We start from the raw sequence: 12,302 nt of genomic DNA, 5'->3' as shown, positions 1-12,302 counted from the left end.
GCGGCTAGGCCAATACCCACGGCCACGGCAACCACCATGTCGAAAACAACCGTGAGTACGAAACAGATCACCAACACCCAAACATCGCTGGCGGGGGCGCTTTTCAGCGTATGCATAAAGTGGTGCGCCTCGCTCATGTTCCAGGCGATGATGAAGAGCAGGGCAGCCAGAGCGGCCATGGGTACATATCCCAGTACTCCCGCGAGCATGACCACGGCAAGTAGCACTACGACTGAGTGCACCACTGCAGCGATAGGTGAAAAGGCACCGCTTTTGATATTGGTCGCGGTGCGGGCAAGGGCCGCCGTGCGGTAATGCCGCCGAAGAAGGGCACCACCATATTGCCCAGCCCCTGGCCAATTAGCTCGGCATTAGGATCATGGCGGGTGCGAGTTAAGCCATCTGCTACCACGGCACACAGTAGCGACTCAATGGCCGCCAGCAGTGCAATCGCCAGTGCCGGGCCAAGCAGAGCCTGAATCAGCGCAAAGTCGATCTCAAGCGGCGTGCCATCGGCACCAGGGAAATGCCACGGTGCGATAAAGCCAGGCGCGAAGGGAGGAATGCCACTGCCGCTTTCGCCCTGATACTCCCAGCTAAAGCGCGAGGCGATAGTATCGACCTCGACACCACCCACCAGCAGCAGGGCGGCAACCAGGGTACCCACCGCCAAGCCAACCAGCGGGGCAGGAACTGGCGTATTCAGGCGGGGCCAGATTAACAGCGTTGCCAAGGTCACAAGCCCGACGCTGATTTCAGCCAGTGACAGAGTGGGCAGTGCTCGACCAATCAGCATGAGGTTACGCAGAGTACTATCGCCGAGCTCAACCCCGGCCAAACCGAGAAAATCGGGCAGTTGCAGCAGCGCAATGACGACGCCAATGCCCGCTGTGAAGCCAAGAATGACCGGGTAGGGGACGTACTGAATCAGACTGCCCAGCCGCGACAGCCCCAGCGCGACCAAAATGGCGCCTGCCATAAAGGTAGCAATCAGCAGCCCGCCCAAACCATGATTGGCCACAATGGGGAATAGGATCACCACAAAGGCGGCGGTAGGGCCAGAGATATTAAACCGCGAACCGCCGGTCAAGGCGATCACCGCGCCTGCCACGATGGCAGTGTATAGCCCGTGCTGAGGTGGCACGCCAGTAGCGATGGCCAGCGCCATGGAGAGCGGTACCGCCACCACACCAATCGTCAGACCCGCCATTACATCCCGCTTGAATTTGGCCAGCGTATACCCTTCACGCCAGGCGTTTACTAACGCGCGGCCAGGCATCGGGAAAACGTATCCCGAAGATTGATGGACACGGGACATAGAGTCAGCCTCCTAAAAATAGGGAAAACAAGCCATTACGCTACGCCTGCGGTGAAATTTGCACAACAAGTCGTTAGTCGCGGAGTCGTTCGCGCACAAAAAATCCCAGCCGCTTGGCTGGGATTTTTTTAGGCTAAGCGCAGATGCTTACTTATATCTGCGAGTCTTCAGGCGGTTCGCCGATGGTGCCAGGCATTGCCTGAACATGACCCATCTGCTCACCGGCCAAGGTGAGGAAGTGTAAGTGGCGCTCATACTCAGCCACCAAATCACCAATCACCTGACCACGGGTATAACCGTTAAGGTCTTTATCTTGTCCACCTTCCGCCAGGTAGACATCCAGACGTACATAGAAGTCATCATCGGCAGGGATGAAGCTTGGTGTGCGCATACGGTGCGGACACACTTGGTAGACAAAGCTGGTGGCGTCACCGAAGTCGACCTGGAGCGTCAGGTTCGGTAGCGACTCGCCCTCGACATGCTCTTCGGTCACATTGGCGGTTTGACCACGGCTTTCAAGCTCCTGAGCAAACTGGGTCATCGCTGGGCGAATGGAGTGCTCGATCGTCGCAGCGGCACCCGCACGATTAGAGGTATCCAGGGCGCGATCCAGGCGCTCTCGCCAGTCACCACCGGGGGCACCACCAGCAATCATGCGGCGTGCATCGGCTTTGCTACCTTCAAGTTTCAGCGCTTTATACATGCCCACCATTACCGCGAAAATCACCACTGAGAAGGGCAGTGCGGTTATAACGACGGCACTCTGTAGTGCGTTCAAGCCTCCGGCCATCAGCAGAGCAATGGTGATCAACCCTATCGTCGCAGACCAGAAAATACGCAGTTTCACCGGCGCATCGTGGTTCACGTCGCTCAAAATAGAGGTGAAGTTGGCCAGTACCAGTGCACCGGAGTCCGCTGAGGTAATAAAGAACACGATACCCAGCACGGTGACAACCGCCGCAGTTAGGCCGACATAGGGGTAGTACTCAAGCAGCGTGTAGAGCGTTGTTTGTGGGGTGTTCAGAGCCTGTTCACCCAGTTCGACAACGCCCTGGTTGGCCACCAGCTCAATGCCGCTGTTACCAAATACCGACATCCACACCATCATAAAGGCCAGCGGAATAAACAAGGCGCCTGCGACAAATTCACGAATGGTGCGGCCGCGGGAGATACGTGCCAGGAACAGACCCACAAACGGTGTCCAGGCAATCCACCAGCCCCAGAAGAAGATCGTCCACCACATCTTCCACTCTTGGGCGCCTTCATCGGCAAAGGCGTAGGTGTCAAAGCTTGCAGCGACAAAACCGGATAGATAATCACCGGCGTTATTGACCACCTTATCCAGCAGTACCAGGGTGTCGCCTGAAAAGAGCACAAACAGCATCAGCGCCAATGCCAGCAGCATATTGAACTCAGAGAGGCGGCGAATGCCTTTCTCAACGCCGGTCACCACAGAAATCGTTGCTAATACCACCACCAGTACAATCAAAATCACCTGCACGGTGAGCGTTTCCGGCACGCCGAACATATAGGTGAGGCCGTAGTTGAGCTGCATCACCCCGATACCCAGGCTGGTAGCAATGCCGAACACGGTAGAAATAACCGCGGTAATGTCCACTGCGTTGCCAATGGGGCCGTGGATACGCTTCCCTAGAATTGGGTAGAGCGCGCTGCGGATCGCTAGCGGCAGGCGATGGCGGTAGCTAAAGTAGGCCAGCGCCATACCCATCAACACGTACAGCCCCCAGCCGGAGAGCCCCAGTGCAGATAGGTTTGGACGACGGCGTTACGCATCGCAGCTTGGCTCTCCGGGGTTAAATCCGGCGGTGCCAAATAGTGGGCCACTGGCTCGGCAACGCTGAAAAACAGCAGGTCGATCCCGATACCCGCGGCAAACAGCATGGCTGACCATGAGAGCAGCGAAAACTCGGGCCGGGAGTGGTCGGGCCCTAGGCGAATACTGCCAAAGCGTGACATGCCAATAGCAACCACAAAGACCAGGTAGGCAACAATCGCCAGCATGTAGTACCAGCCAAAGGTTTTGCTGACCCAGGCAAGCCCGGCATCAAAAAAAGCACCGGCTTGCTCGGTGAACAGCATGGTGAGTACTAAAAAGATAACGATACCCGCCACACTGCCGTGGAAAACCACGGGATTGAGGCGGTCGCGGGAGGGGAGGATGGGGTTGTCTTTCGCCATGCAGGCGGACTCCTGTTGTTGAAAGATGAATTTTTATTTTGAATGAACGTTCAAATAAAATACGCGATTAAGTGTCCCCCTTCAAGTTAACCTTCCTATTTGGGTTGAATTAGCGTGGAGTTATCAGCGTGCTGATGAAAGCGCAGACACAAAAACGCCCGGAAAACCGGGCGTTGGATCAAGGTTTGAGGCTTGGCCTGCGTTTATTCGCTGTCGGCGTTTTCGTCACTATTACCATCGTGATGGCCACGTTTGCCGTGCTTGCCACGATACTCTTCATGGGCTTCTTGCATGGCGTTGCGCAGTGCTTGCTGCTCTTCTTCTGTGAGAATTTCAGCTACCCGTTCGTGATGCTCTTCACGCAGTGCCTGCATGGCTTCGCGATGTTCAGCGTGTGCTTCGTTAAGCTCTGCCTGTTTCTCTGCTGAGATATCTGCACGCTCGTACACTTCCTGGCGACGCTCCTCCATGCGCTCTTCCATGCGTTCGCGATCAGGGCCTTGCCCTTCATGGTCACCGTGGCTATTTGCTTGAGCGGTAAACGCTAATGGAGCAATGGCGATAGCCAGCAGGGCGGGGGCGAACAGTTGGCGAATTGACATTTTCCTAGCACTTGAAACGTTCATAAGTACTCTCCTGATGAGTTGACGATGACAGTATCGCTAGGTGACGTGCAAACCGTTTGCAGATAGTGTGCAACAATCATGATCTTATTGGCTTGTTGCAGGTCGTAGTTGCTAGGTGAGGGTCACCTACTTTTCAAGGAGAAGCATCATGTCGCGAACCGAGCAACTTCGCGTATGGCAGCAGCGTTGCGCGTTTACCTCTCTCCGCCGCGTGACTGGCCTGGGGGCCATTGCCTTAATGCTGAGTGCTTGTAGCGCTGCCCAACACGTTAGCCAGGGTGAGCCTGCGATTGAGAGCAATGCGCTGCGCGAACCCCAGCCTTTTACGCGCTTGTCACCTGCCACTTATACGCCTGAAGAGTGGCTCCAGGCGTTAACAGCTGATGTTTATCTACCCGACGACTCGCTCGGTGGGTTGCGACCTGCTGCCTTAGTTGTGCATGGAGGCGGCTGGCGTAATCGCACACCGGAAGATATGCAGGGCATCGCTGAGCGCTTAGCAGGGCAAGGCTATGTGGCGGTTAATATTGAGCACCGCTTTGCGCCGGAGTATCGCTTCCCCAGCCAACTGCACGACTTGCAACAGGCGATGGCCTGGATTCACGCCAATGCCGATAGGTGGCAGGTGGATACGAGCCGTATTGTCGGGGTGGGGTTTTCATCGGGGGCGCATTTAGTGAGTTTGCTGGCAGTGGCGGGAGTAGAGGGGCCGCTGGCTGAACCTTACGGCGGTGAGCAGAGCCGTTTGGCTGCAGTATTGGCAGGAGGACTACCTAGTGATTTGCTTAAGTTTGACGATGGACGCTTAGTCGTCGACTTTATCGGCGGTACCCGCGCTGAAGAAAACGAAGCGTATCGCCTAGCCTCTCCCGCACGGCAAATTACTCCGCAGACGCCGCCATTTTTTCTGTTCCACGGCAAGTGGGATCAACTGGTGCCGGTGGATCACGCCACGGACTTCTATCAAGCCCTGCAGGACAATAACATCGAGAGCGAGCTGTATCTGCAGCGCTGGCGCGGCCACTTCGCCAGCTTTCTATTCCGTGGCGGCGCCATTGATGCAGGCATTGCGTTTCTTAATCGGCAGGTCAATCCTTAACGGTTATACGTCATCAAGACATGGCCAATGACATCATTTCGATAACAGCGCCATCATCAAGACCCATCTGAGTGACGAGTTTGCTTAGTTGGCTCATAGCCTCTTGAAGCGAATTATTGAGGCTACTGATTTCCTGTTGCAGGGCGTCGAGTTTTGCTTGGCGTTGTTCATCGTTTAGGGACTTGTCGCGCATAACATCTTCAAGTTCCTGCTGTTTCTCCTTTAACTTTTCTCTATATTCAACAATTCGCTTTAGTAGTTCTTTAATCTCCTGCGGGAGATCGCTTTCATCGATTTTGGTGTTCTTCGCTTCCTGTGTGTTACCAGCCTTTTCTGAAGCTGAGGCGATGCCTCTAGCCACGGGCGAAAGATCCAAATGAATGCTGGTGTTGGCTTCTTCCTGGGCGGCGTTAGAAGTGACCGGTGTAGTTGTTACCTTCTCGGCATTTAACGGCTCACTACGTAAAGGATGTGCGTCTAAAGAAGCACTTCCGGTAGGTAAAGAGATGGTCATGGCAATCTCTCGTTAGTGTTAAGGGCTATTTTAAGCAGGCGCGACCGCGGCTACACAGGCTTGCTTAGAGAAATAGGTTCAAAGCAGGCTAATAGTGTTATCGACAGCCCGAGACAATACTTTAGCTTACGCTAAGGAACACCCAGGTGACCTGGAAGTCAGTGCAATAGGGATAGCCATCATTGCTGCATGACCATTGATGCAGGCATCACGTTTCTTAATCGGCAGGTAGTTAGCAGGGGTTAGACTTTAGTTGCGTTCTTACTTTATGCAAGGTTGGTGACAGTTTCGTGGGGTAGCGTCTTAAGCACACAAGGTAAGATCTGTGTCGAAAACCAAACAAACCTATAAAAAGAGCCACGCTATGCTTAACACTTCCAGTGCTTCCTTATCGTTTAATATCAAATCGATACTGGTAGGGGCAACGGCCGCCATTGCCTCTTTATCAATGGCGCTTCCTGCTGTAGCTGACGACTTTCCCTCTCGACCGCTCAATATGGTAGTAGGTTTTGGCACCGGCGGAAGCGCGGATCGTATGACCCGCATGATGTCAGGGCCTATTTCCGAAGAGCTAGGTGTACCGGTACAAGTAACTAATCGCCCCGGTGCGGGCACTCAGGTTGCTTCTAATTACGTTCTTAACGTGCCTGATGATGGTTATACCGTCTATGCCTCGACGTTTGCTCCCTACTTAACCAACTCGATCCTTACTGGTGATGCAGAGTTTAGTGTCGACGACTTTTCTTATATCAACTTCCAGTGGTTTGATTTGGATCTAATCGCTGCAAATAAAGACAGCGGCTATGAAGACCTGCCAAGCCTGCTTGAAGCGATCCGCGAAGAAGAGGGTCAAGTACGCGGTGCGGTGGTTCAAGGTTCTGCTGGTCACTTAATGGTGCGCTTGCTGCTTGATGAGGCAGGTATTCCCAAGATAACCTCAACTTGGTGACCTATAATAGCGGCGGTGAAGCCCGTTCAGCGGTAGCGGGTGGGCAGGTGGATTTCGTCTCTATTAGTGCCCAGGGCAGTGAGGGAATCCGTGAGTTCTTAACCCCGTTGGCGATCGTAAGTGATGAGCGCATTGAACAGTGGGATGCACTCCCGATCAATGAAGCGCTGGCGCCGATGAATCTTGAGGTGCCCGTTCTTCAGGGCTCAATGCGCGGCTTTGCAGTGACCAGTGAAATGGAGCGTCAGCATCCTGAGCGTTTTGAGAAGATCTCCTCGGCTATTCAAAGTGCGCTTGCCCGCAAGGATGTTCAAGAGCAGCTTGAGCGCAACGAAATGGGCGGCGTTTGGGTAGGCCCAGAGCGCTCCAACGAGCTGATGCGCGAAAACTATCAGGTGTTTGAAAAGTACGCTCACCTGCTTAACTAGTTTTCACGACCAGGTTTTTCCGAACAGCTTTTCCGAACGAATCCTTCCATGATAGCTGGCCCCTCACATTAATGAGGGGCCAGTATGGGGTTTTACCATGTCTGAATGTAAACGTGACTATGGGGACTTTATCGTTCTCATGGGTCTGGCTGGCTTTACACTATGGTATTTATTAGATGCCATTCGCGTATCCGCCACACCGCAAAACCTGCTGCTTATACTGCCACTTGCCGTTATCGTGTTAGCGATTATTGCACTCGAGTTGATCCTGCGTATTAAACACGGCTCGCTGTTTCGCTCCTCTGAAGAAGAACCGCTGCATAAAACATTACCTGTTGTGGGCCTCTTCGCCGCCTATGTAATGTCGCTTGAAGCGATAGGCTTTGATATTGCCACCGTAGCGTTTCTGGCGCTTTTCCTGATCCTTAAGGGGGAGCGCAATTGGTTGTTGGTAGGTGGTTATAGCGTCGTTTTTGGGCTGAGTGTCGCGTTCTTTTTCTCGCAGATGCTGCCGTACCCGATGACACTGCTGCTGCTTCCAAGCTGAGGAGATACCATGATTGATTTTGGCGCAGTAGGGCAGAGTTTTGATCTGCTTTTTTCTAATTTTGGCCCTTGGTTGGTGGTAGTGCCAGGTATCGTGCTGGGGCTTATTTTTGGCGCAACGCCAGGCCTGCAGATATCAATGGCTATGGCCATTTTCCTGCCAATGACCATGTACATGGACTTTATTCAAGCCATGTTGTTCCTTACCGCTATTTTTACTGGCGGCTCATTTGGTGCCGGTATCCCAGCCATTCTGATGAATATTCCGGGAACCTCTTCGGCAATCGCTACCGCGTTTGATGGTTACCCCATGGCGCGAAAGGGGCAGCATAACCAGGCGTTAGGTGTCGCGTTAGCCTCCTCGGTGATTGGCGCGCTGATGGGCTACGTGGTGCTGTTCTTTATGATACAGCCGCTTTCCTACATGGTGCTGAGATTGGGACCAGCAGAGATGTTTGTAGTGATTCTCTGGGGGATGACGCTGATTGCGAGCTTAAAAGGCGAACAGGTGCTTAAAGGCTTGATTGCAGGATTTGTTGGCCTGTTAGTGGGGACGATTGGGTTTAGCGAAATTGGTTTAGCACGCGGGACGATGGGGCAAACTTACCTGTTGGACGGCGTCCCCGTCATTCCGGCCATGATGGGCATGTTTGCTGCTTCAGAGCTATTTAAGCTAGCTAATAAAGGCTTCATCGTTGAATCTGCCGATGCCCGCAAGGTCAAGGTGAGTGAGATCTTCGAAGGCTGCAGAATGGCGATGCGTTACCCTGTTGTGATGATTCGGGGTGGTTTGATTGGGGTGTTGGTAGGGGCGGTTCCTGGTGTGGGTTCCTCCGTGTCTAACCTGCTCTCTTACATAGAAACTAAGCGCCGTGATCGGGATCCCGATTCATTTGGGACAGGCAATCCGAAAGGGGTCGTGGCCTCTGAGGCGGCTAACAGCAGCTCCGAAGGGGGCTCGATGGCAACACTGCTGGCACTAGGAATTCCCGGCGGTGGCGCTACAGCAGTAATGTTAGCGGCTTTTGCTATGCATAACATCACTGGCGGCCCGCAGTTTATTCGCCAGCAAACGGATGTGGTTTACGCGATTATCTTCGCTAACTTTGCCCAGGTGTTTCTACTGGTGATCATCGGCTTACTGTTTATTCCTCTCTTGGCCAATATCGTCAAAGTGCCCATGCGCTACTTGATTCCTTCTGTGTTGGTGCTGGCGGTAATGGGATCCTTCGGGCTAACCGGCAATATGACTGGGCCCGCTACGGTGCTGGTGTTTGCGGTGATCGGTTGGATATTTCGCCACTACGGCTACTCCGTACCCGCCGCTGTGATCGGCATGCTATTAGGATCGTTGGCTGAAAAATCACTACTTCACTCCTATCAAATCAGTGGTGGCGACATTACGTACGTTTTTGAGCGCCCAGTAACGCTGGCTATTTTTGCCTTACTGCTGATCTCACTATTTAGCCAGCCTGTAATGAAGCGGCTTAAAGCGCGTCAAGAGGCTGCTCAACTATGATTCTTGAATTCAGAATTTGAAATGTTGAAAAGAACTGTCATTACCGTTGGCTTGGGTTTTATGGGTGGCTGGTTTGCCACCCTTTTTTCATTGCCCTTGGCTTGGATGCTTGGGTCTCTGTTTATGGTGATGGGCTTATCACTGATGGGGTGAAAACAGGTGTCGATAAGCGCGTACACCGCACTGCCATAGCACTGCTAGGGCTATTTATCGGGAGTCGAATCCAAGCAGATGAACTCGTAGGATTGGTTTTGTGGTACCCCAGTGTGCTGGCAATGCTGGTTTATATGGGACTAATGCTGATCGGCGGATTCTGGATTTTTAACCGAGCGAGTGTAGGGCGGATGAATGCTATTTTTTGCTCGTACCCAGGGAGTATGAATTCAGCGCTGGTGCTGGCTGAACGTGCAAATGGAGATTTACGCTGGATCGCCATCTCTCACTCGCTACGCTTAGTCACCGTGGTCTCGGGTGCGGCTTTCGTGGCGAGTTTTTTTGTTGATGATGTAGCGCTTGCCAGTTCACCATCAGCGCTAGCCTTAGTCGATATCTTGCCTCTGTTATTGGCACCACTGTGTTGGTGGTTAGCGCGCTTATTAAGAATTCCCCTGCCTGAGTTTTTAGGGCCCATGGCCGCAGGGGCCATTATTGCTAACCTTGGATTTGATTACTCCCTGCCGACCGGGGTAGTGCTTGCTGCATTTCTGGTGTTGGGGGCTTCTGTAGGCTCGCGTTTTTCAGGAACTCAGTGGTCGCAGGTGGTCAGCATGGGGCGCTATGGGATTACTTTTGCACTATTTGCGTTGGTGGTAGCGGCGCTAATAGCGTGGTTGGTTTCAAGTTTTACCCAACTAGCCTTCGTTGCCGTCCTGCTTGCGTTAATTCCTGGTGGAGTAGGAGAAATGGCGGTGATCGCCATGGTGATGGGTATCGACCCAGTCTATGTTGTTTCTCACCACATACTGCGCCTACTGCTATTGATCTTTATGACCCCGCTAATGCTGCGGATAGTCAATCAGCCGCTTAAATAGCGGGGAAAGTCACCGAGACCTCAAAGCCGCCCTGGGGCCGATTCGTTAACGCCAGTCGGGCAGAGTGCGTCGTTGCAATTTGTTCCACAATGGCCAGCCCTAATCCGCTTCCAGGCGTATGTTTGTTGTGGCGGAAAAAGCGTTCCGTCAATTTGGAAAGCTGCGCTTCCTCCACGCCGGTACCCTCATCGCTAACCGTTAAGGTTACTTGGCGCGTGTCAGCCGTTAGTGCAACGGTTATAACGCCTCTATAGGCCATGCTGCCACCCGCATGCACGCTGGCATTTTCGATGAGATTGGTCACCAACCAGCGCAGCATAATGGGGTCGCCCAAAATGTTAGGTATTGCTTTATGTTGATCAAAGGCGAGTTCTTGGTTCTGTTTATAAATATTAGGGGCAGTCTGAGCACAGGCGTCATGGCAAATGGCGATTAAATCGACGCTTTCGAGGTGAGACGTATCGACTAATTCGCTGCGTGTTTTGGCGTATTTAAGCAGTTGCTTAACGGTATGGCTAGCATGTTCAGCGATGCGTTGAATCTCTCGCAGGCTAGTATGAGCGGGTGAGTGCGAGGGGTCTTTAAGCGACATTTCCGTTAAAGCGCGAATCTCTGAGACAGGCGTTCTAAGCTGATGCGAGACATCAGCATTGAGCTGCTGAGTGCTTTCAATACTGCGCCGCATACGCTGCATTAAATGATTAATGCTCTGGATTAGCGGCAAGATCTCTTTTGGGGCTGCATCATCCAATGCATGCAAGTCATTCGGTGAACGTTGTCGCAAGGCTTGGCTAACCGCGTTAAGAGGTGCTAACCCAAGGTGAATGGCTAAAAGTGCAATTGAAATTGCTAGTAATCCTGTAACGACCATTAATCCTGTGAGCGTTATCATGAAGTCGTTGGTAAGGGTGTGGCGGGCTTCCTTTGATTCGGCGACGACGACTTCAATGTCTACCGGTTCGCCTCCGCGCCGGAACGGAAGGGTGAGCGCAACAGCTCTTAAAGCATTGCCCGCATAATCTACATCATAAAAAATTGGCTCATGCGACGTTTGGGGTGGATCTGTCAAACCGCTAAAGCCTGCGATTATGTCCCCGTCATTTTCTTTAATGCGATAGAAAATTTTTCCTTCACCTCTGCTGCCAAGTGTACTGATGCTGAAATAGTGCATATTGATGCGTAGCTCACCATCCGCTGTGTAAATTCGACGCTCCAGTCTCTGAGCTGCATTAAGTAGCAGGTCATCAAAGGTGGCATTAATTTGGCGAGACAGCAGCAGGTGACTAGAGATCAATGCCAAGATCGCGAGGGCGGTGAAAGGCAGTCCAATCCATAAAAGCAGCCGACTGCGGATCGATTGGCGTTTATTCATAGCCAGGGGCTTTCACGTCTTTAGGTTCGTAGTCTTTAGATTCCAGGTAATAGCCCAGGCCGCGTACCGTTTTTAAGCCGAAATCGTAGCCAATTTTTTTACGAACCCGGGAGATGTAAGTTTCCACCGCAGCGTAGCTGACCGACTCATCTGAGGTAGATAGTCGGTCGATAATTTGATCCTTATTAACGAGGCGATTTTGGTTTATCAGCAGGTACTCCATGACTTCTAACTCGCGGCGATGCAACAGCAAGGGTTTGCCGTCAAGCCGAAGCTCCATGGCATCGGGTAAAAACTCTAAGCGCCCACACTGCAGCGTTTCTCCGCCAAAGTGCTTGGCACGCCGCACTAACGCACGGGCACGTGCAGTAACTTCTTCCAACGAAAAAGGCTTGCATAGATAGTCGTCTGCGCCCACTTCAAGACCATGTATGCGCTGATCCAGGCTGTCGCGTGCCGAAATAATCAAGACAGGGATCGTATCCTGCTGATGGCGTAATCTGCGTAGTAGGGAGATGCCATCCAATTCAGGCAGGCCAAGATCCAACACCAACAGGTCGTATCCACCCTGTTCAAGCATATGGAGTGCTTTTCTGCCATCGTCGGCGACATCAATGCTAAAGGCAGCCTCGCTAAGTGTGGCTGCAATAGAGTTGGCTAAATTAACGTTGTCTTCTACTACAAGCGCCTTCATAAGCAGT

The 12,302-nt window shown here is 52.7% G+C and carries 9 protein-coding genes and 3 pseudogenes; 6 read left to right on the top strand and 6 right to left on the bottom strand.

Annotated features, from left to right (window positions below):
* Nucleotides 1-131: 131 nt before the first annotated feature.
* The 3 genes and pseudogenes from FDY98_RS29150 to FDY98_RS24695 all read right to left on the bottom strand — a co-directional run.
* Nucleotides 132-1,168 (bottom strand): annotated as a pseudogene (locus FDY98_RS29150) (SulP family inorganic anion transporter); the annotation flags it as partial.
* A gap of 301 nt (nucleotides 1,169-1,469) precedes the next feature.
* Nucleotides 1,470-3,517 (bottom strand): annotated as a pseudogene (gene betT, locus FDY98_RS24700) (choline BCCT transporter BetT).
* Nucleotides 3,518-3,720: 203 nt separating this feature from the next.
* Nucleotides 3,721-4,143, bottom strand: a complete 423-nt coding sequence (locus FDY98_RS24695) for a hypothetical protein (protein ID WP_027958072.1) — start codon at nucleotides 4,141-4,143, stop codon at nucleotides 3,721-3,723.
* Between the two features lie 148 nt (nucleotides 4,144-4,291).
* On the opposite strand from FDY98_RS24695, the gene FDY98_RS24690 reads away from it, so the two are divergent.
* Nucleotides 4,292-5,242 (top strand): alpha/beta hydrolase, encoded by a 951-nt coding sequence (locus FDY98_RS24690; protein ID WP_027958071.1) that lies wholly within the window; start codon nucleotides 4,292-4,294, stop codon nucleotides 5,240-5,242.
* A 13-nt stretch (nucleotides 5,243-5,255) separates the two neighbouring features.
* On the opposite strand, the gene FDY98_RS24685 is transcribed toward FDY98_RS24690, so the two are convergent.
* Entirely contained in the window at nucleotides 5,256-5,756 is a 501-nt protein-coding gene (locus tag FDY98_RS24685; RefSeq protein WP_027958070.1) for a hypothetical protein, read from the bottom strand.
* Nucleotides 5,757-6,120: 364 nt separating this feature from the next.
* Between FDY98_RS24685 and FDY98_RS29880 the strand changes: the two are divergent.
* The 5 genes and pseudogenes from FDY98_RS29880 to FDY98_RS24665 all read left to right on the top strand — a co-directional run bounded on the left by FDY98_RS29880 (nucleotide 6,121) and on the right by FDY98_RS24665 (nucleotide 10,229).
* Nucleotides 6,121-7,133: pseudogene (locus FDY98_RS29880) on the top strand (Bug family tripartite tricarboxylate transporter substrate binding protein).
* A 97-nt stretch (nucleotides 7,134-7,230) separates the two neighbouring features.
* Entirely contained in the window at nucleotides 7,231-7,680 is a 450-nt protein-coding gene (locus FDY98_RS24675; RefSeq protein WP_027958069.1) for a tripartite tricarboxylate transporter TctB family protein, read from the top strand.
* A 9-nt stretch (nucleotides 7,681-7,689) separates the two neighbouring features.
* Nucleotides 7,690-9,198, top strand: coding sequence for a tripartite tricarboxylate transporter permease (locus FDY98_RS24670; protein ID WP_027958068.1), 1,509 nt, complete (start codon nucleotides 7,690-7,692; stop codon nucleotides 9,196-9,198).
* Between the two features lie 21 nt (nucleotides 9,199-9,219).
* The gene (locus FDY98_RS29135) at nucleotides 9,220-9,351 is read left to right on the top strand and encodes a hypothetical protein (protein ID WP_340147110.1); all 132 of its coding nucleotides are present in this window, start codon (nucleotides 9,220-9,222) and stop codon (nucleotides 9,349-9,351) included.
* A complete protein-coding gene (locus FDY98_RS24665; protein ID WP_340147105.1) occupies nucleotides 9,348-10,229 on the top strand; it encodes an AbrB family transcriptional regulator in 882 nt (293 codons plus the stop codon). Before FDY98_RS29135 ends, FDY98_RS24665 begins: the two co-directional genes overlap by 4 nt.
* On the opposite strand, the gene FDY98_RS24660 is transcribed toward FDY98_RS24665, so the two are convergent.
* Nucleotides 10,222-11,601, bottom strand: coding sequence for a sensor histidine kinase (locus tag FDY98_RS24660; protein ID WP_022522307.1), 1,380 nt, complete (start codon nucleotides 11,599-11,601; stop codon nucleotides 10,222-10,224). The genes FDY98_RS24665 and FDY98_RS24660 overlap by 8 nt on opposite strands.
* On the bottom strand, nucleotides 11,594-12,295 hold the full coding sequence (locus tag FDY98_RS24655) for a response regulator transcription factor (RefSeq protein WP_027958066.1): 702 nt from the start codon (nucleotides 12,293-12,295) through the stop codon (nucleotides 11,594-11,596). The genes FDY98_RS24660 and FDY98_RS24655 overlap by 8 nt, the downstream gene beginning before the upstream one ends.
* Nucleotides 12,296-12,302: the final 7 nt, after the last annotated feature.

The organism is Halomonas sp. PA16-9 (genome assembly GCF_009728585.1).
In the GTDB taxonomy this organism is placed as follows: domain Bacteria; phylum Pseudomonadota; class Gammaproteobacteria; order Pseudomonadales; family Halomonadaceae; genus Vreelandella; species Vreelandella titanicae.
The sequence above is the reverse complement of the archived record's forward strand: the minus strand, read 5'-3'. Positions and strand labels throughout refer to the sequence as shown.